This window comes from Nostoc sp. (assembly GCF_036916975.1).
Taxonomy (GTDB): Bacteria; Cyanobacteriota; Cyanobacteriia; order Cyanobacteriales; family Nostocaceae; genus Nostoc.
Map to the genome: position 1 here is coordinate 1 of NZ_JBALFF010000085.1, position 20759 is coordinate 20759.

Below are 20759 nucleotides of genomic sequence, written 5' to 3' on the forward strand. Positions count from 1 at the left end.
ACGAAAAGTAAAATCTCTGTATTTGGCTCGTAGTTGCGCTTTAGCGCTAAAGCGCAACTACGAGCCAATGATGATTATTTGCGCCCACTTACTTAAGTACAAAGCACCAAGCTTTTGGTCTGCCTATGTGTTGATTGGCAATTGCTTGTAATTTGGAGATAAACTAAATGAGCCGTTTTTTTGTCGCCCTTCTACCACCACAAGACATTCAAGACTACGCCAACCAGATTAAGCAGTACTTCGCCGATCGCTATGATAGTAGTGCGGCGCTAAAGTCTCCGCCTCATATTACCTTGCAACCGCCTTTTGAATGGGCAGATGATAACAAGACAGTGCTAGAAGCATCCTTAAAGGAATTTGCTAGTAGACAACAGCCACTAGCAATTACACTTAAAGGGTTTGATGCCTTTGTGCCTCGTGTCATATACATTAATGTAGTCATAAGTCAAGAACTTTTGACTTTGCAAGCTGATTTAATGGCTTATGCAGAAAGCAACTTGGGAATCGTTGACAAGGTTTCTCAAACTCGCCCTTTTGCTCCCCATATAACGGTTGCGTTTCGAGATTTAAAAAAGCAAAACTTTAGAGATGCTTGGCCAGAATTTGAAAAGCGTCAGTTGCATTTTGAGTTTACTGCCGACAAATTAACATTACTGCTTCACGATGGTAATCGGTGGAATATTACATCGGAGTTTGGTTTTTTGCCTACTGATACCATTTCTTTGTGAGGCTGCGCCAAACCCTCTTAACTTCTTCTTTCTTTCTTTCTTTCTTTCTTTCTTTGTGTTCTTTGCGGACTTTGCGGTTCGTTTTTCTTTCTTGTACTTAAATATGGTTTAGCGCATCTTCATACAGAATTGGTATGAGCAATGAGTAACATTTAAAGTGGATGGTTACATGACTTTGACTTTAGCTTTGCCTGCGAGTCATAGCCATCACCGCGTTAACCATAAGCTCTGGCAAATCCCCCAAAGTTGGTAAAATGTCTTCTGCGGAATAAACCAGTGGCAGATCATCTCCAAGCCATACCCAAATCTGTTGGCGAGTTATATCTATTAGCCAAGCTAATTGCGTTCCGTTGCTAAGACAGTGGAGAATTTTGTTTTGCAAGTCTAGGGTGCTTTGGTCAGGAGAGCGAATTTCAATTAACCAGTCAGGCGCTCCCTCTAAAGGGCCATCTTTATCGTCAAGGCGATCGCAAGCCATAACAGAAATATCTGGTACTGGGGAGTAGGGAGGTACAATACAACGTAGTTCTTGCACGGCTTCAAACAGCGAGGTATGACGATTTATGTAATTTACTAAATTGCGTTGTAGCCGCGAGTGAAAAAGGGTTGGCATTGGTTTTTCCAGCGCTTGCCCGTTAATTAACTCCCATGCGGGGGAAGCCTCAATATTGGGTTGAGAGAGAAACTCGGCTAAAGGGGTCTTTGCAACTGACTTCATAATGAGTCTTCCTCAAATTTTACCACTTATGAGCGCATAGATTCTTGCCGCACTTTAATACTCAGCGATATATGCTCCCCCACTAATTCTACAAGTGCGATCGCGCTACTGAAACTACCAAAATGACGATCTTACGGCGTTATTTCTGCCTAATTTTGTTTGCAGCATTGTCGTTATAATGGCATGTAATATATGCGATCGCTATTTAGAACAACCTGAAGCGATCGCCCATCAAAGCTAAACGTCTCAAAGTGTTACACCTTGGGTCACGCATCGCTTAAAGTTTGGAACGCCTTGTAAATAAGACATGTTAGATTTATTTATTTCTACTTACATAATTTTTGTAAGCCAAGATACATTAAAACAATTCGCAATTCGCAATTCGCAATTCGCAATTACATTTTGTGACGGGGATTTAGACCCCGACACAAAACGCACTGCTTGATAGAAGCAGGGGACTTAAACCCCCACCATTTGTTAAATAGTAATTTAGTAGCAAAGGAACCAAAAAGCATGGCTGTTAGTAGCCCTGAAGTTATCCGTCATATATTGATTGGTCTGGGATATTTAGCACCTGAAATAGACTCTAACCCGGATCTGACTAAATTTGCTCCCTGGAAGCGCAATAACAACTCTTTGACAGATGATCCTACTGAAGAAGCGATTAAAAAGGTTCAAAAACAATACCCACAAAAACTTGTGGTTAATGGTAACGCTGATGCCCAAACTCGAAGTGTAATGGAAGATACAGTTATCGGACTTCAGAATAGATTGAAGTTTCACGGTTTTGCAACCAATGCTGAAATTCCAAAAGACAAGCCTTTTTATGGGCCAGCCACTTATACAGCAGTCAAGAAATTTCAGAAATCTCAGGGTTTAACTGAAAATGGCATTGCCACTATTGAACAGCGTCAAATTTTACAGCAACCTACTCTCACAAACAAGCCGCAGTCGCAGCCACAGTCACAGCTCAAGCTGATAGATTTATTGTCTCAATTTCAAAAGAATCCTCAAAATCCTTCTTACATCGCAGCCCTAAATAACTTACAACAAAATCTCCCCAAAGATGTTTTGCACAAAGTTACTAATACATGGAGGGGGACTAACGATCAAAACCCTGAGATTGTCAAGCTGACGAATGTGTTCACTTTTTATGATGACAACAATCAAAACCATCGTGATGCACTAACTCACTTACAAAGTCAGATCACCCCAGCTATCTATAAAGAATTTATTAATCTCTGGAATAAAAAGTAAGCTAAACGTAAAAATCAACCCCTTAGCCAGAAAAAGGCCGCAATGACTTCAAATCCGGGGTGAGTATAGAACAAATTGCAAAGAATACTCACTGTGAAAAGGAAGTGATAGAAGAAGTGATAAGGACAGAATTTAGAGTTAAAAAATAATTTCAGGATTATAGGGGGAGATAGCTAGACTACTCCTTCTTTTTTTTGTCTAGCGCTTCTTGTATAGCATCCCTGCAAAATTGTGGTGGATTGTCTTGTGTTTTGACCTCTTTTTCCATTGACTTGGTAACACGGATAGTAATTTTCCCATCCAAAGGTTCTTCTCTGTCTGATTTAATTGGCTCAAAATTCTGTGGGTTACCTTTTGGGTTAGGCATTTGTTGAGAGATGTAAATAACGCTTGATTCAATGTCTACCAAACAATAGAGTTTTAAATCGGTGGTGTTCTCACCTACAAAATGGTTCACCACCGATACCACTTTCAGAAAATGGGTAACTCTATTTTATGTTCACACGGTCAGAACTTGAAATTAAAACCATTGCCGAGTTGAGAGACTTATGCAGGCGATATGGGTTAAAGCCTACTGGGAATGCAGGTTACAAGACTAGCTGGATTACATCTTTAATGGCATTTTCTGCAATCGCACTTACCCAGATGCAGGAAGGGAGAGGGTTAAAACGATTGTCCTTTGAAGCTTACCAGAATATTGCAGTTGCACTCGATCAGATGAATTCACCCACTGACGAGCAAGCAGCGCTAATCAAGTTAACGATGGAAGGTAAGCGATATCAAGCTCCACAGCGTTGGGAACAGGAAAAACTGCTCAACCTATATAAGGCAAAACTTAAGCTTGAAGAGGTGATAGAACTGCTAGGGGAATAGAGGATAATTTACGACCCTAAGCAATTGGTTTACGGCATCATCGCTGTAAGCCTTTTTTTGTGCTTATAGCGGTTCTCGTTTATGTGAGGTACATCGGGGCTTGTCTAAGACTTGCCCCTACACCTGGCGATATAATGTTGTACCGCATCTGAATGGGAACCGCTATACCTTAGATATAATTCCTAGTTGTTTAATAATTTATTTAATAACTTGCTTAACAACTAGGGATACTAGAATTAGGGTGACAGGGATGGCGAATCTTGAGCATTTATTGAGCATGAACGCTGAGTATAGAATAATGCTCAAATTGGTTGATAACTCACCAAAAGTACCTTGTTTGAGCATCAAGTGAGCATTCTAAACGAGACAAGAGCTACAAACCTTTATTCTTCTACATTATGCGTGTAATTTTGATGACCGGGAAAGGCGGTGTGGGCAAAACTTCCGTTGCTGCTGCAACTGGACTGCGTTGTGCGGAACTAGGCTATCGGACATTGGTTTTAAGTACAGATCCGGCTCATTCCCTCGCAGACAGTTTTGACATCGAACTGGGACATGCACCCCAAACAATTCGCCCAAATCTCTGGGGTGCTGAACTGGATGCGCTGCAAGAACTGGAAGGAAACTGGGGTGCTGTGAAACGTTATATTACCCAAGTTTTACAAGCAAGGGGTTTAGACGGCATACAGGCAGAAGAACTGGCAATTTTACCAGGCATGGATGAGATTTTTGGCTTGGTAAGGATGAAACGCCATTATGATGAAGGTGAGTTTGATGTTTTAATTATCGACTCAGCCCCCACCGGCACTGCACTGCGCTTACTGAGTTTACCTGAAGTCGGTGGCTGGTATATGCGCCGTTTTTACAAACCATTCCAAAACATCTCGGTAGCACTTCGCCCTCTGGTTGAACCTTTTTTTAGACCAATTGCTGGTTTTTCGCTACCAGATAAAGAGGTGATGGATGCACCTTATGAGTTTTATGAACAAATTGAAGCTCTGGAAAAAGTATTAACAGATAATACTCAAACCTCAGTCCGTCTGGTAACAAATCCCGAAAAGATGGTGATTAAAGAGTCTCTGCGGGCCCATGCTTATCTGAGTTTGTATAATGTTGCAACAGATTTAATTGTGGCTAATCGAATTATTCCAAATGAAGTCCAAGACCCCTTTTTCCAACGTTGGAAGGAAAGTCAGGAACAATATCGCCAGGAAATTCATGATAATTTCCACCCTTTACCCGTGAAAGAAGTTCCACTATTTTCTGAGGAAATGTGCGGTTTAGCTGCCTTAGAACGCCTGAAAGAAACTCTTTATAAAGATGAAGATCCGACTCAGGTTTATTACAAAGAAACGACTATGAGAGTCGTACAAGAGCAAAATCAATACAGCTTAGAAATTTATTTACCTGGGATTCCCAAAAACCAAGTTCAACTGAGCAAAAATGGAGACGAATTAAACATTACGATTGGCAACCATCGTCGTAACTTAGTTTTACCACAAGCCTTAGCAGCACTACAACCAGGAGGGGCAAAGATGGAAGATGACTATCTTAAAATTCGCTTTACTGACAATATAAAAGTTTAATGTTGCTACGGTAATGTTCGACAAAAAGTGAAAATTAAAAAGTAAGAAAGTATTCTTGTAGCTAATACAGACGCAATTTTTTAGCGTCTGTTTCTGTGAAACTGGGGTATTTTAGTTTATAATGATTTGCCCGTAGTTTTACGGAAGACAAATTGATTAAATAAATTTCAAAATGACTTTATATTTAATTATGTCACTTTGCAAATTATTAATTGATTTTGCTATAAGCAATGACCTCCAACCCCGAACAAGATTTGCCTTTATGTCGCCATGAAGAAAGTTTACTACGCCGCATTACAAACCGTATCCGGCGAAGCTTAGAGTTTGAAGAAATTATCACAGTGACAACGGCAGAAGTGCGATCGCTCCTAAAAACTGACCGAGTGATGATTTACAAATTTCATGCCGATGGTAGCGGTCAGGTCATCGCTGAGTCAATTTATAACAATCGTTTGCCGTCACTACTGGGGCTGAATTTCCCGTATGAGGATATTCCACTCAGCGCCCGTGAGCTATTTATAAAATCACGGGTGTGTTCTTTTGTCAATGTTGATACTCGACAGATTGGCCAAATTCATCTGCGTGATTTGGATAATGGAGAAACTATTTCAGAGGAAATCCGTTACCGCCCTGTAGACTCCTGCCATATTGAATATTTAACGGCAATGGGGGTAAAGTCCTCTTTAGTAGCGCCTATTCTCTATCAAGATCAACTTTGGGGACTACTGGTGTCTCATAATTCCCAAGGGCAGTTGATTTCAGAATATGACCTAGAAGCAGTACAAATGGTAGTTGAGCAACTGTCAGTAGCGATCGCTCAAAGTACCCTGCTCACTCAAGTCCGCAAAACAGGGGAACGGGAAGCGATCGTCAACCGCATTGCTACCCTACTACATTCATTACCCACCATTGTATTACAACCAGCCCTAGAAGCGGCTGTTGCTGCCTTTAATGGCGTTGGTGGACGGCTTTGTATTAGAAATGCACCTGTTGATTCCCACAATAGCAGGGTGATGAGCTTAACAGAATGCTTGATACCAGGAAATACTTGTATCAAGCTTTATATCTGTGGACAGCAACCTGTAATGCCACAAACTATATATCCACTAATAGAGCAGTACAGTGTCTGGCAAGAACACCACAAGTCTACTAACTACGATGTTTGGGCAATTTTAGATATATATAATACTCCCGGCTTACGAAGTTTGCAACCTACTTTTCAACCAACAAAAATTCGTAGCATGTTAATGATCCCACTTTTGTATCGTCAGCAGTTGCTGGGGTATTTAAGTATTTTCCGCAACGAAGTAGATACAGAAACCCTATGGGCGGGGCAGTATGACAGCGATCAAAGGCAATTGTACCCCAGGCGATCGTTTGAGGCTTGGCGCGAATTTAAAAAAGCACAAGCTCAAAAATGGACGGTTGAAGAGATTGAACTGGCTAGAAACCTGGGTAAACATTTCGCTTCAGCAGTTCAGCAATATGAACTATACCAACAAGTGCAAACCTTCAATGAAAATTTAGAAAAACAAGTTAAAAGACGCACAGTTGAGTTACAACGGACATCTGAACAAGAACAGGCTGTGTTTAAAGTTATTGCCGAGATTCGAGAATCTCTTGACACAGATACCATTTTTCAAACAACTACTAAAGAAGTTTGTCAATTAATCAAAGCCGATCGCGTTTGTGTTTATCGTTTCGATTCTAATTGGGGTGGTGAATTTGTCGGGGATTTTGAGGCTGCTAGTCCCTACTGGTCGAATGAGTCTGAACTAGGTGTTAATACAGTTTGGAATGATACCTACTTACAAGATACAGAGGGAGGACGTTATCGCAACAATGAAACATTTGCAGTCGATGACATCTACAAGATGGGGTTTGCTCAGTGTCATATCGACAATTTAGAACAGTTTCAAATTTACGCTTTTGTGCTTGCTCCGATTTTTGTTGGGCAAAAACTTTGGGGTTTGTTAGCAAGTTATCAACATACTGGGCCTCGGCAATGGAAAGCCTCTGAAGTTAACTTTATCAGTCAAATTGCGGCTCAAATGGGCGTAGCAATCCAGCAAGCTGATTTACTCACTCAGACACGACAACAGACGTTAATTTTGCAACAAGCAGCAGAACAACAACGGGTATTGTTTGAAGTTGTTGCCAAAGTAAGGGAATCTCTCGATCTAGATGCAATTTTTCAGACAACTACCCAAGAAATCTGTAAATCACTACAAGCGGATCGAGTTGCAGTCTTCCGCTTTCAGGCTGATTGGAGTGGTGAATATATCGCCGAGTTTGTGGTTGATGGCTGGGTAAAGTTAGTAAGCCCTGATACTAATACAGTTTGGCAAGATAGCTATTTGCAGGAAACCCAAGGTGGGCGATATCGTCATAATCAAACCTTTGCAGTTGATGACATCTATCAAGCGGGTCACTCTGAGTGCCATATTGCGGTTCTAGAGGAAATTCAGGCGAGGGCTTATGCGATCGCACCCATATTTATCGGGCAACAGCTATGGGGCTTACTAGCAGCTTACCAGAACTCTGCACCGCGCCATTGGGAAGCTTCAGAAATTAAGTTCATCACTCAAATTGCCAATCAGCTTGGGGTTGCACTTCAACAAGCGCAATTGCATAATCAAACCAAAGAGCAGACCCAAAAGTTGACTCAAGCTCTGCATGATTTAAAGCAAACTCAAACCCAACTGATCCAAACTGAAAAAATGTCCTCACTCGGTCAACTAGTAGCTGGTATTGCTCACGAAATTAATAACCCGGTGAACTTCATTTATGGCAACATCAATCATGTCAACGATTACACCGAAGATTTACTCAGTATATTAGACCTCTATTTGCAAAATACTCCTAATACCAGTCCTGAGATACGCGATCGCGCCTTCGAGATAGACTTAGAATTTCTGATCGAAGATTTGCCCAAAACTTTATCTTCGATGAAAATTGGAATCGATCGCATCCGGCAAATTGTCTTGAGTTTACGGAATTTCTCTCGCCTTGACCAGGCAGAAATGAAGCCAGTTAATATTCACGAGGGCATTGATAGCACTTTGCTAATTTTACAGCATCGCTTAAAAGCAAAACCAGAAAGTCCGGCGATTAAATTAGTCAAAGAGTACAGCAACCTTCCCTTAGTAGAGTGCTATGCTGGCCCACTAAATCAGGTATTTATGAATGTTATAAGTAATGCGATTGATGCTTTAGAAGATTACAGGGAATCTCAATCAAAACCTGATACCAGTCAAATTACTATTAGTACTGCTCTTGGAAAGCTGGAAGGCAATATTAAGAGCGTAGTAATTCGCATTCTAGACAATGGACCAGGAATACCCGAAACCCTAAAAGCAAGAATCTGCGATCCATTTTTCACTACTAAGCCAGTGGGGAAAGGCACTGGTTTGGGGTTATCAATAAGTTATCAGATTGTCGTAGATAAACACGGTGGTGTGTTTAAATGTGATTCTGTGCCGGGGTTAGGTACAGAATTTTGGATTGAAATTCCGATTAAACAAATTATAAAATAGTAGGGAGTGGGGAATGGGGTTCTTTTATGATGGGTAATTTGGCGGACATGATATTATCTACTGCGATCGCGTTCTAAGTCATCAATCACTTTTTGCAAATACCAGTCGTTTGACATTCCCGGATGATAATCTTGCTTCTGCTGAATTAATCTTTCGGCAATTTCCCAATATCCGCCAACCATTCGCAAAAGTCGCTGACGTAGTAGGTTATATTTTTGCTTTTTTGACTCTGGAATAAATTGTTGAATTTTTTCTAAACTACTTAAGACTTGTTGATAATTTCCCCAGTCTTCTTGTTCGCAAAAAATACTCGCCGCCCGTTGATAATCTTCCAGGGAATTTTGCATTTCTTCTATGCAAGTATAGGCAATGCCGCGATTGTAGTAAGCTTGAGCATCATTCTTGTTTATTTGCAGCGCTTGGGTGTAGTCTTGAATTGCACCGAGATAATTACCCATTGTCCGATAGGCATTACCTCTGGCAATATATACTAAGGGATCTTTAGGTTGCATCTGGAGCGCTTGGTTGAGGTCTGCGATCGCACCTTGATGATCGCCCAATATAGAACGCGCTTTACCTCGGTTGCGATAGACAATCGCATCTTGAAAATTTAATCGCAATGCTTGATTAAAATCTGCGATCGCTTCTCGATAATTCCCCATTTTGCAACGCACAACCCCACGACAGCAGTAAGCTTGGGCATCTTGTGGATCGGCTTTTAATACCCAGTTTAAATCGGCGAGTGCCTCTTGCGTATTTCCCTTTTCAGCCTTTTCTAATAATTGCGTAAAATATTCGTTTGTGGATATAGGCGCATTTGGAGAACGTGATTGCTCTACAACAGGTAATTCTTGGGGTTGTAGCTGTTTAATTTGTTCCAGACACAGACGACAATTGTCTTTATCCTGTTGTTCTAGATATAACCCAGCAGCTTTTTTAAAGCTAGCGATCGCATCTTGAATATAACCCTGTTTGCGCCGCACTATCCCCCGCAGATTATAAGCAGGAGCATAATTGAGATTCAAACGTATAGCGCGGTCAACATCATCTAGCGCCCCTGGTAAATTTTTCAGTGCCACCCTAGCCAATCCACGACAATAATATGCCTCTACACTCTCAGGATTCAGCTTCAGGGCTTCGGTATAATCTGAAACAGCCTTAAGGATTGCTCCTGAATCATAATATGCCAAACCCCGTTGCAAGTAAGCTTCGGTAAAGTAAGGTGTCAGTTGTAAAGCATGGTTAAATTCTTCAATTGCTCCAGCGTAGTCTTTTCGCCTAGCCTTTTCCAATCCTTTATTGTACAATTCGTCATTCATGGCGTTTGTTTGGTTGATTCAGTTAATTGAATTCCAGCACCCTTGTTTCGTAGTCTCACCTATACACTACCTTTAATATTTTAAGTATTAAGTGTGCCTTTGCTTCTCCTGTATTGAAAAATGTATCAATAATAATCTGTGGTTACTCTGGATTTATACTTCCGGTTTGTGAAGATGTCGCATTAGCTAACACGACTAATACCATTTCTTTGTGAGGCTGCGCCAAACCCTTTGAACTTCTTCTTTCTTTGTGTTCTTTGCGGACTTTGCGGTTCGTTTTTCTTTCTTGTACTAAAAAATGGTTTAGCGCATCTTCATACAGAATTGCTATAAGTCCTAATTCTATTTAAGAGTTTGTGGCTGTGGACTGGATACAGTTCCGATACCAGCTGATATATAGAAAAAATTGCAGCTTTATTAATTGATATGGCAATTTGAGCCATCACATTAGATAAACCACTATCAGCACGATTATTTCCAATTCCAAATAAAAAAGCTGGGGAAATGACTACATTCAATTCCCCATATCTCGTAAATTGTAAAATATTTACAGTTAACTAGAATTATCCTGAAAGTAAACTAGGAGAAGTCAGTACAAAAACATCCCTACTTCCTTGAGCGTCAGTCTGTGGTTTGATAGGAGTGGTAAAGTGGAAAAAATCATGATCGTTTACCAATAAAAGTTCTCCGGGATTTAGAACTTTGCTAAACACAGGTTTTTCTCTTTTGGCAGTATATAAATGTGTTTCTCCACCTTGAATGTTCTCCCTATCTACTGAGAATATCCCAATAAAATCAGTACCATCTCGATGGATGCCTTCAGGCGCTGGATTACCCAAATTATCTGGAGAGCAAATAGTTCTAATTTGATGAACTCCAATTTCAGCTTCAGGATGAAGTTTACAAGAATCACTAAATGCCAAGACAAGATTTCTAAAACTATCAAGTTTTATCAGCGCATCATCTAATTCTGCAAACTCTCTTTTTATGTCGCCCGCTAATGGATTATACTCTTTACTTTGAAAGAAGTAGCCATGAGGCAATTTAATTAACTCATTTCCAGAGACTGTGAACCGAGATAATCTTCTCTGACGATAGTTGCCTTTGATATAAGGGTCAATCGGCATATTACTAAAAAATGGCTTGAAACCTTCTAGGTTTATCGAATTTACCTTTCTTAAAGTAAATAGAAAAGCATATTCTAATTCCGTTGCTGTATCCACTTTTTGCATAGGATTTACCTCCTTGCATCTTAAAATTCTCCCGATTTTTCTTTATGGGAGGCTTATAACAACTAGTATATGCTACTTTTTATTAACATGTTGTAAAGATAACTACAAAAACTGACATTCTGTGATATAGAAAATTACCTGAAATCTTGCACCAGTCTCAACAACCGCCTCAGAATGAATTCACCTCTCTTATAGCTAAAGTCTATCTATTGAAGACTGAACAAGGGTTTTAGTCTACTAAGCGTGGACTTTAGCTATCAGCCGATAAATTTATTTGTCGGCGGGCGATGGTGGTAATCGATAATGCTGCAAGATATCAGTTACTCAGTTTCTGTTATGGGGCGGAGTATTTGCTGAAAAGATTTGCTCTTAAGAGGTAGGTGGGTAAGGAATCGAGGTATATTTACTACCAGCAATAAGGTTTCATGGGACTTCCAAGAAATAAATTATTCAAATAAACGAACCACTCCAGACACAGAGAAGCCAGCGCGTTGCGGGGGTTCCCCCCGTTGTAGCGACTGGCGCAACACAGAGAGAGGAGAAATAGAGAACACAGAGAGAGGAGAAATAGAGAGAGTTTTTACGTCAGTTTTGGAACATTTTTTTATTTGGAAGTCCCCATAATGATAGATTGGCTTTACCGTTACCCACCTTTATATTCAGGTATTCTGCTAAAACGCTACAAGCGGTTTTTTGCTGACGTTCAACTTACTTCTGGCGAAATAGTCACAGCACACTGTCCAAATACAGGGCCAATGACTGGAGTATCAACTCCTCAAAGTGCTGTACAGCTTTCCAAAAGTGATAATCTTAACCGCAAATTGGCTTACACTTTAGAACTAATTCAGGTATATGACAACGAGCCGACTTGGGTAGGCATAAATACTTTTTTGCCCAATCGGGTGGTAAAGCTAGCTTTGGCGAAACATCTTTTTCTAGAATTGGGGGGCTATAGCCAAATTAAGGGCGAGGTGGTTTATGGGTTAGATAAAAAAAGTCGAGTGGATTTTTTCTTGACGGGGAGTGATGAGGAACGCCCGATTTATTTAGAAGTGAAAAATACAACTTTGTCTGATGGGAGACTAGCCCTATTTCCTGACACGGAGACTACAAGAGGACAAAAGCATTTGCGAGAACTAATGGCATTGCTACCTCTAACTCGTGCGGTGATGCTTTACTTTATCAATCGCGGTGATTGTACAGAGTTCTCCCCTGGCGATCGCACAGATCCTGTATATGGTAAATTATTGCGAGATGCGATCGCTCTTGGTTTAGAAGTCTTACCTTGCCGTTTTGATATTTCCCCCGAAGGTATCCGTTATTTAGGTTTGGCGAAACTAAAAATTTGATTACACCTAATTAAATCTAAACACATAAAACAATAAATCCATCTAGACAGTATCTAGATGGATTTATTGGTAGTTGATGTTTGCTAAAAAACATTCAACCAGACTGTAATTGAGAAACGACTACAGATAGTCGCCGCCCCAGAAATAGCATTAGCTATTCTGAGGTTTGCTTATGCAGGAATCAAAACTGTGTCAATTACGTGGATGACACCGTTATCAGCAGCAACATCTGCTGTTGCAACAGTTGCATCATTGATTTTAACGCCATTAGAAGCGTCAATTTTTACATCTGAACCTTCAACTGTTTTAGCTGTCTTCAGCTTAACTACATCAGCAGCTAGTACTTTTCCTGAGACTACATGATAGGTCAAGATTTTCTTGAGCTTAGGAATATCTTTGAGTAATGCGTCTACTGTACCTGCTGGAAGCTTCTTAAATGCTTCATCAGTAGGTGCGAAGACGGTAAATGGCCCTGGGCCTTTCAGTGTATCTACTAGACCAGCTGCTTGGATTGCTGCAACTAATGTTGTGAAAGAGCCATTATTAGTGGCGGTGTCAACTATATTGGCCATGTGCTTTACCTAGTTCTGTGTAACTTGTTACAAATCTAAACTATTTATTTCATAAAATCTATCTATCGTTAGACGTATGTAAAATAAAATTATTTATTGATACCATAATAAATTCTCTATATTTTTATACAAGTAGAGAATCATATATACATTGTCTGGGCGGATGAGTTATGGGCGCTCCTGGATGCATCGCCTCTTTTTCTATACAACGGTAGCAGCGATCGCTGTTCACTAGTATCAACATTGCATTCACTTTACCAAAAAAGTCAGTTAAATTGATAGATAAAAGTATTTAGTTGGTATAAATAGGGTTTTAGCTATTTTAGGAACTAATGGTGATTTTATAGTAAAACCTTTGCCATACAAAGAGCCTGGAGCTTTTAAAGAATTTAGATGCGCTTGGTATAGCTCATTGTCAGGATTTGATAACCAAAAATGTTGGTATTATGCAGATTTAACTGATATTATTTCATCACTAAATACATTTCACTTGCTGTTTGTGTAATTCTACTTGGAAAGAATAAACGGACTATCTACGCTAATGCTTGCATTAATTGTGATTGGCTGTTTATTTGCAAAATTTTAGGACTTACGCATTAGGTACTACATGTAGGGGCAATTCATGAATTGCCCCTACGGGAAATCAGGGTTTTCACTGCCTTGAAAGCGTAAGCCCTGAATTTATTATGCGTAGGACTTACGCAAAAACCCTCTCTAACTCCCAATTTATCCATACATATCCTCTGCCATCTGTGTAGTTGATTTTTCGGTTGCCTGTGCGTAAGTCAGGTATGTCAACAACGAGACTTTCAGGTAATAATTTCTCCAAACTATGACTTTTATGAACAGAAGAAGACTTATTGGTTGGATTGCTACGGCAGTTACCAGCATGATGCTAGTAATAGGTTGGCAGTTTGTCAATTTATCACCAGCCCAATCTGTAACCACACTTAACGTATATGCGGCTGTCAGCTTAACAAACGCGCTGAATGCTATCAAGACTCAGTACCAAAATGCTAACCCAAGCGTCAATGTTATTTATACATTTGGTGCTTCTGGTACCTTGTTAAGCCAAATACAAGCAGGAGCACCAGCAGATATTTTCATTTCTGCTGCCAACGACCAAATAAATGTCTTACAGAATTCAAGCCCAAGTAAATTGGTAGCAGGTAGCCGTAAAAATGTTGTTAAAAACAGTCTAGTTTTGATTAAACCTACGACACCTCCTGTTAGTGCTGGTAGTGCTGATCTCACTAGTATCAATGGTTTGACCAACGCCAACATTACTGGCATTGCTATAGGTGACTACACAGGTACTCCTCCAGTTGTGCCAGCAGGAAATTATGCCAAACAAGTTCTCACTACGCGAGGTCTTTTTACTACCACAAGTTTTAAATTATACCGTGCTAGTAATGTGCGTACCGTGTTAACTGCTGTTGAGAATAAAACTCTTCAAGTTAACGGTGTAAATAAAACTATTGATGCAGGTTTTGTTTATAAAACTGATGCTCTCATTTCTAACAAGGTAAAAGTCGTAGAAACCGCCTTACCATCAGAGAGCAATCCGATTGTCTACCCGCTAAGTATCCTCACCAGAACTACAGTTCTCTCGGCGGCACAGAGTTTTTCTAGCTACTTAAGTGGTACTACAGCCCAGGCTATCTTCAAAAATAATTATGGCTTTGCCCTGCCTTAATCACCACAAAATAAATCAATTAAGTACTCGTTGTCGTGAATTTTGAACTATTTGGAGTAATGTTTCGTGAAGTTCACTAAAAAACTCTCAATTATTGTTTGTAGTTTGACCACCGCCTTGCTTCATACTGCTGTGATTACCAATACTTATAAATCGCTAGCACAAGCGCAAGGACAAGAGCTAATTATCAACGGGGGATTTGAAAACGATTCTCTTGTAGATCCTAATAATCCCAAGACTCCAAATCCTAATATTATCGGATGGACTAAATCTGGCGATCCGATAGATACATCAGGTATTAGAATTAGTAACTTTCCTAATACTGGTAATCAAGGTTTATCACTTGGTGGATTTTCAGGGATTAGCTACATATCACAAACCATCCCTACAGTTCCTGGTAAACACTACCAACTTACTTACTATTTAGCATCAACAGAGGAAGCACCTGACCTGAATAATAAATTTAAGGTTTTTATCAGCGGAAAGAAGGTTGATGTTAAAAATAATATTTCTTTTCAAGCTTACACACAATACACGTTACCTTTTATAGCAAAAGGAAGATCCACACAGATAAAGTTTGGTTCCAAAGCTAAGTATGCGTTTTTATATTTGGATGATGTGAGTGTGAAAGCTACACCTGAACATTAAGGAGAAAATTATGGAGATTCAGAAGTAGGAGATTTCCAAGAAATAAATTATCCATCTTGTGGGGTGGGCATCTCGGTTGCCCTAAATCTGGGACAGGTGGGGATACTCATCCCGCAAGAAAATCTGGGATGTTTCTTTATTCAGAAGTCCCTAGATGACGGTGATGAATAAACCATCGGTAGAAGTCTCTCAAGTTTAAATTGATAGTTAAGCAATTTCGTAGTGAGTTAGCGCGGTCTTGGGGGTTTCCCCCATGAGCGACTAACGAACCCGTTGGGTAAAGACTAAAACCCTTGTTTGATAAGCACTTTAGTGCTTACTACAAACTTTTAAAACTAGCTTGACAAAGTAGTAAAAAACCAAACAATGTCTGTCTCAATAAGTTTTAGTGACAAGTATTTAGAGCCAGCATAAATGTAACTATCAACTTGTTTTAATTGTCGGAATTTTTAATTATTTGGAGTCAAGTTTCATGAAGTTAACTAAAAAACTCTCAATTATTGTTTTTAGTGTTATTACTACCTTAATTAGCACTACTGTGATTACCAATACTTATAATACAGCAGCACAAGCGGCAGAACTTGTTAAAAACGGAAGCTTTGAACTCGACCCTCTCGTAGATCCTAACAATCCCAACCTTACAAATGCTAATGTTACAGACTGGATTAAATCTGGCGATTCGATGGATGCATCAGGGATTAGAATTAACAATTTTCCTCAGCATGATAATGGTAATCAAGGTTTATCGATTGGTTCATTTTTAAATCCTGCTTACATATCCCAGAATTTGGCTACAACTATCGGTAATAACTATAATCTCAGTTTCTTTTTAGGAACAGACGAAGATAGCAGTCAAGTTAATAACATATTTCAGGCATTTGTCGATGGAAATAAAGTTTTTGATAAAATAAATACTATAAATATTGCTGGAGTTCCCTTCACACAATATGACTTGAATTTTTTGGCGACAAAATCTTCTACAGAATTAAAGTTGGGTGGTAGAGCTAGCTATGGTTTTTTATACTTGGATGATGTGAGTGTAAAATCTGTGCCTGAGCCATCGACTATTGGAGGGGTAGTAGTTGCTGTGTCTATAGGAATTTGGCTGAAGAAAAAGAAGGCAATTAGCTAGAAAGAGATGGACTAGGATTCAACTTTTACATAATGTTTGGCTTAATACCGTAATAGCGATCGCTGTTACGGTATCTTCATAAAAGCGATATAGAGGTATTGACAAATACAGTAGCTATAAATTGATTGTGAGAAAATAATCAGGGTGTAGATTTAACTAAGTATGGGTGCAAAATGTAGAGGTTTTCGCTAACTGAATTGAACGAAACCTATCGAAAACCTTGTGAAATCAAAGGCGCATTTACACACAAACTTATAAGGTAATTAAAATGACTTACGATTCCGAAGATGTACAAAAAATCCTTCAAATAGCACTTGCTCGTAAACAGGAAGGTGGATTTTCACGAGAACAGCTTATAGAAATGGCATCTGAGTTAGGCATCTCTTCTGATATTTTGGAAAAAACTGAAAAAAAGTGGTTAGCTCAAGAAGAAGAGGAACGTTTGCGACGCACATTTAATACTTTCCGACGCAGAAGCTTTAGAGCACACTTGGTTAGCTTCATAGCAGTGAATTTATTTCTGATTATTTTGAATTTAATAACTAGTCCTAGTTATTTTTGGGCTATCTTTCCCCTATTAGGATGGGGGTTAGGACTATTTTTTCATTGGTGGAGTGTTTATCAGAGTAAATCAGAGGATTACGAGATAGCCTTTCAGAATTGGCGTGCAAAAATTTAACTCCTCCCTACTTTGAAGAATGGAGATGCCAAGAAGATGCTTTAAGTTTTAAAAGCAATGGATTTATCTAACCTCTAACTCATTTTATAATCTGAATCCGATTTGATTTTTGAAAAGCCAAGCTGACTGAAAGCTTGCCAAATCAAGTTTTGGTTCTCAGTATACTTCGCAAAGCTCAAATAGAATCGGCGGGATTTCCGCCGATTTAGTCATTGGTATTAATGACTAATGACCAATGACTTGAATTGCCGTGAAATAATTAAGTTAGATTCTAATACTTACGCATTTAGTACGAAATGTAGGGCAATTCATGAATTGCCCCTACGGAAAATTAAGGCTTTCACTGCCTTGAAAGCGTAAGCCCTAAGATTCCGATAATTTTTTGGGGCGATCGCTTCACTAATCATGGTGGCAGAAGTTTGTCTATTGTTAAGCCCCTTTTTTACGAGTTGAGAGTAATTTTTCACCTATAAATGGGGAAATTTCCGTACTTGATAGTTTGCTGACTCCACTATTGGATAAGATTCTCTCAGTGCTTGGATGAATTTATCTTCACTATTGGGCAAATCTCCTTGGGCTAAGGCTTTCCACTGCTCCAGTGTTGCCCAACAAATGATGAGGATAAGTTCTGTGTGGTCATTGAGGCTGATTTAAACCTCTTTAGCGAGAAATTTAGGATATTCAGCCAGGGCTATTATCCAAATTTGTGCGTCCTTCTGGATAAAATTTTCGCTTAAATGCAGGGCAACTTTAAACTTGAGTTGTTCTATAAGCACACCCTGCGATCTCTGTGTTTGCTAATTTGCCAAAATAGAGATGTAGGCTAGAATAACCACGCTTTTAGCATAGCTTGATTGCTTATACTCAGGAGCAAGGATCGGCTGGTTTGAAATAAGTTAAGAGGAAGGGAGTATGGACAGCAACAACTGGTTGCAACAGCTTATGATGGTGGGTCTTGGCACAACGTCTTTAGTAGCAGAAAAACTGCGCCAAGTCAGCGATGATTTAGTTAAAGACGGTAAGCTCAATCCTGAGCAAGCCAAGGCAGTTATAGATGATATTGCCCAGCAGTTAAAGGCGGAGCAGGGAAACCTGGATGTCCAAATGCAACGGCAAATGCGAAATATGATGCAAGATTTGGGGGTAGCTCGCCAGTCGGAAGTGGACGAACTGCGCGGTAGAATTGACCGTTTAGAGCGTCAATTGCGGGATTTAGAAAATAAGCTTTGGCGTTAAGATGTCTTTTCTGATTTAAACTAATTGTGTCCTGTTGGTAATGTTTTTGCCAGGATACCTAAGTAAGGAGAACTGATTTTGAAACCAATTTTCCTCAGCGTGGCGTTCATGCTGATGTGTGTTGTACTTTTGGCTGTAGGGCAAGTAGGCAGTAAACAGAAGACTGCCATTGCTGCCGAGTTAACTCAAACGCCGCCAGCGCCCACAACTGTAACTGAAAATAATCCTCTAATTGCGAACAATCCTATGCCTGATGCTAATGCCGTAACTACCCCCTCTGGATTAAAGTATGTCGAGTTAAAAGAGGGGACTGGGGCGACTCCTCAATCTGGACAAACGGTTGAAGTTCATTATGTCGGTACTTTAGAAGATGGTACTAAGTTTGATAGTTCACGCGATCGCGGCCAACCCTTCAGCTTTAAAATTGGCGTTGGACAGGTAATCAAAGGTTGGGACGAAGGACTTAGCACCATGAAAGTAGGCGGTCGTCGTCAGTTAATCATCCCCCCAGAGTTAGGTTATGGCGCTCGTGGTGCTGGTGGTGTCATTCCGCCTAACGCCACTCTGCTATTTGATGTGGAATTGCTCGGAGTTAAGTAGAAACTAAGGCATTGGGGTGCTGAGTTAGGAGTTAAAAGTTAGGAGTTAGGAATTCTCTCCTCTGCTCTCCTTTCCCTAGTCCCCAGTCCCTAATTCAATAATTATTATCTAGCTAAATTTTTAAGGTTTGTAATTTTGAAACTTTGTAAACTGTGGATTAAATAAAAGTTTCGCAGTACCTGTTGGCCCGTTGCGATGTTTAGCTATAATTACTTCTGCAATGCCGCGATCGGGAGTATCAGGAGAGTAGTACTCGTCGCGGTATAACATTATTACTAAATCCGCGTCCTGTTCGATCGAACCGGATTCTCTCAAATCAGATAACATTGGGCGTTTGTTAGTGCGTGCTTCCACCCCTCGACTCAACTGAGATAGAGCAATAACTGGTACAGATAATTCCCGCGCTAAACCTTTGAGTTGACGTGTAATTTTTGACAATTCTTGTACGCGATTATCACCGGCTCCTTCCATCAATTGCAAGTAATCTATTACAATTAATCCTAATTCAGTTCCCGAATCCGCTTGCAGTCTTCTTGCCTGACTACGCATTTGTGTAACTGTAATATTCGGCGTGTCGTCAATATAAATTGGCATCTCCGAGAGGATACCAATAGCACGACTTAAAGGTTCCCATTGTGTTTGGCTGAGGCGGCCAGTTCGCAGATAAGTACTTTCAATTTGCGCCTCTTGTGCTAATAAACGTTGCGTCAATTGTTCTTTGGACATTTCCAAGCTGAAGACAGCAACTGGTAATTTATAAGAAGCGGCGATATTATGAGCAAGGTTTAAGCAAAATGCTGTTTTTCCCATTGATGGGCGGCCCGCGACAATAATCAAATCAGAACGCTGAAAGCCGCTAGTCATGGCATCTAAATCGTAAAATCCGCAGGGAATACCAGGTAAGGCGATGCCTTGATTTCGATCCTCAATATCCTGGAAATTATTAATTAGAGTATCAGAAATGTGAACTAAACCCGATTGGGGACGCTCTTGAGTAACGCCAAAAACTTTCTGTTCTGCCTGATCTAAAACAATAGGTAATTCGGTTTCTGTTTCGTAACCAAGATGTACAATTTCATTACCAGCTTTAATTAAGCGCCGCCGCAGGTATTTGTCCATCACCAAAGAGGCTAAACCGTCGATGTTGACGGCTGACACTGTGCGGTCTACCAGAGTTGCTAATTTATTTCTACCACCAATCCGGGCAAGAAGATCATGGTCAGTCAGCCAACTTGTGACTGAGAGCAAATCTGTGGGTTTACCTGATTGCTGGAGCCTCACAGCTGCTTGATAAATATCTTTGTGAGCGCTAATGTAAAAAGCTTCTGGAAGGAGGCGATCGCTAACTCGACTAATCGCTTCTGGATCTAGTAAAATACCCCCCAAAATCGCTTCTTCGGCCTCAATATTTTGTGGTGGGAGGCGATCGCTACCATCGCCTTGAAAACTCAGTGCTTCAGCCATAAACGATTTTAGTTTTGAAATGAAAGCTAGTCGGGAGTATGGGAGTTAGGAGTTAGGAGTTAGGAGTTAGGAGTTAGGAGTTAGGAGTTAGGAGTTAGGAGTTAGGAGTTAGGAGTTAGGAGTTAGGAGTTAGG

Annotated in this window: 18 protein-coding genes and 1 pseudogene; 13 read left to right on the forward strand and 6 right to left on the reverse strand. The window is 40.1% G+C overall.

Annotated elements, in window-relative coordinates:
- Positions 1-167: 167 nt before the first annotated feature.
- Positions 168-728, forward strand: a complete 561-nt coding sequence (locus V7K73_RS22040; protein WP_334883052.1) for a 2'-5' RNA ligase family protein — start codon at positions 168-170, stop codon at positions 726-728.
- 181 nt (positions 729-909) lie between these two features.
- On the opposite strand, the gene V7K73_RS22045 is transcribed toward V7K73_RS22040, so the two are convergent.
- Entirely contained in the window at positions 910-1446 is a 537-nt protein-coding gene (locus V7K73_RS22045) for a Uma2 family endonuclease (RefSeq protein ID WP_334883054.1), read from the reverse strand.
- A gap of 513 nt (positions 1447-1959) precedes the next feature.
- On the opposite strand from V7K73_RS22045, the gene V7K73_RS22050 reads away from it, so the two are divergent.
- Positions 1960-2703, forward strand: coding sequence for a peptidoglycan-binding domain-containing protein (locus V7K73_RS22050; RefSeq protein ID WP_334883055.1), 744 nt, complete (start codon positions 1960-1962; stop codon positions 2701-2703).
- Between the two features lie 178 nt (positions 2704-2881).
- Here V7K73_RS22050 and V7K73_RS22055 read toward each other — a convergent pair whose 3' ends face one another.
- Positions 2882-3163, reverse strand: coding sequence for a hypothetical protein (locus V7K73_RS22055; protein ID WP_334883057.1), 282 nt, complete (start codon positions 3161-3163; stop codon positions 2882-2884).
- Positions 3164-3198: 35 nt separating this feature from the next.
- Here V7K73_RS22055 and V7K73_RS22060 point away from each other — a divergent pair, with 35 nt between their 5' ends.
- The 3 genes from V7K73_RS22060 (at position 3199) to V7K73_RS22070 (ending at position 8698) form a co-directional block, all read left to right on the forward strand.
- Positions 3199-3576, forward strand: coding sequence for a hypothetical protein (locus V7K73_RS22060; RefSeq protein WP_334883059.1), 378 nt, complete (start codon positions 3199-3201; stop codon positions 3574-3576).
- Positions 3577-3974: 398 nt separating this feature from the next.
- Positions 3975-5162 (forward strand): TRC40/GET3/ArsA family transport-energizing ATPase, encoded by a 1188-nt coding sequence (locus tag V7K73_RS22065; protein WP_334883061.1) that lies wholly within the window; start codon positions 3975-3977, stop codon positions 5160-5162.
- Between the two features lie 230 nt (positions 5163-5392).
- On the forward strand, positions 5393-8698 hold the full coding sequence (locus V7K73_RS22070; protein ID WP_334883062.1) for a GAF domain-containing protein: 3306 nt from the start codon (positions 5393-5395) through the stop codon (positions 8696-8698).
- 53 nt (positions 8699-8751) lie between these two features.
- Here the strand turns inward: V7K73_RS22070 and V7K73_RS22075 are convergent, their stop codons facing one another.
- Complete coding sequence (locus V7K73_RS22075) at positions 8752-10017, reverse strand: tetratricopeptide repeat protein (RefSeq protein WP_334883064.1); 1266 nt, start codon at positions 10015-10017, stop codon at positions 8752-8754.
- A 343-nt stretch (positions 10018-10360) separates the two neighbouring features.
- On the opposite strand from V7K73_RS22075, the pseudogene V7K73_RS22080 reads away from it, so the two are divergent.
- Positions 10361-10578 (forward strand): annotated as a pseudogene (locus V7K73_RS22080) (DUF711 family protein); the annotation flags it as partial.
- Positions 10579-10580: 2 nt separating this feature from the next.
- Here V7K73_RS22080 and V7K73_RS22085 read toward each other — a convergent pair.
- Positions 10581-11249, reverse strand: coding sequence for a 2OG-Fe dioxygenase family protein (locus V7K73_RS22085; RefSeq protein ID WP_334883066.1), 669 nt, complete (start codon positions 11247-11249; stop codon positions 10581-10583).
- Positions 11250-11872: 623 nt separating this feature from the next.
- On the opposite strand from V7K73_RS22085, the gene sfsA reads away from it, so the two are divergent.
- Positions 11873-12598: a DNA/RNA nuclease SfsA gene (sfsA, locus tag V7K73_RS22090; protein ID WP_334883068.1), complete on the forward strand. Its 726-nt coding sequence runs from the start codon at positions 11873-11875 to the stop codon at positions 12596-12598.
- 170 nt (positions 12599-12768) lie between these two features.
- On the opposite strand, the gene V7K73_RS22095 is transcribed toward sfsA, so the two are convergent.
- A complete protein-coding gene (locus V7K73_RS22095) occupies positions 12769-13170 on the reverse strand; it encodes a fasciclin domain-containing protein (protein ID WP_334883069.1) in 402 nt (133 codons plus the stop codon).
- 832 nt (positions 13171-14002) lie between these two features.
- Here V7K73_RS22095 and modA point away from each other — a divergent pair.
- The 6 genes from modA to V7K73_RS22125 all read left to right on the forward strand — a co-directional run bounded on the left by modA (position 14003) and on the right by V7K73_RS22125 (position 19161).
- Complete coding sequence (modA, locus tag V7K73_RS22100; RefSeq protein WP_334883071.1) at positions 14003-14866, forward strand: molybdate ABC transporter substrate-binding protein; 864 nt, start codon at positions 14003-14005, stop codon at positions 14864-14866.
- A gap of 66 nt (positions 14867-14932) precedes the next feature.
- Positions 14933-15514: a DUF642 domain-containing protein gene (locus tag V7K73_RS22105; protein WP_334883073.1), complete on the forward strand. Its 582-nt coding sequence runs from the start codon at positions 14933-14935 to the stop codon at positions 15512-15514.
- Positions 15515-15986: 472 nt separating this feature from the next.
- Positions 15987-16646, forward strand: a complete 660-nt coding sequence (locus tag V7K73_RS22110; RefSeq protein WP_334883075.1) for a PEP-CTERM sorting domain-containing protein — start codon at positions 15987-15989, stop codon at positions 16644-16646.
- 268 nt (positions 16647-16914) lie between these two features.
- Entirely contained in the window at positions 16915-17325 is a 411-nt protein-coding gene (locus tag V7K73_RS22115; RefSeq protein WP_334883076.1) for a 2TM domain-containing protein, read from the forward strand.
- A 912-nt stretch (positions 17326-18237) separates the two neighbouring features.
- Entirely contained in the window at positions 18238-18561 is a 324-nt protein-coding gene (locus tag V7K73_RS22120; RefSeq protein ID WP_334883078.1) for a phasin family protein, read from the forward strand.
- Positions 18562-18639: 78 nt separating this feature from the next.
- Complete coding sequence (locus tag V7K73_RS22125) at positions 18640-19161, forward strand: FKBP-type peptidyl-prolyl cis-trans isomerase (RefSeq protein WP_334883080.1); 522 nt, start codon at positions 18640-18642, stop codon at positions 19159-19161.
- Between the two features lie 120 nt (positions 19162-19281).
- On the opposite strand, the gene dnaB is transcribed toward V7K73_RS22125, so the two are convergent.
- On the reverse strand, positions 19282-20625 hold the full coding sequence (gene dnaB / locus V7K73_RS22130) for a replicative DNA helicase (RefSeq protein WP_334883082.1): 1344 nt from the start codon (positions 20623-20625) through the stop codon (positions 19282-19284).
- Between the last annotated feature and the right edge of the window lie 134 nt (positions 20626-20759).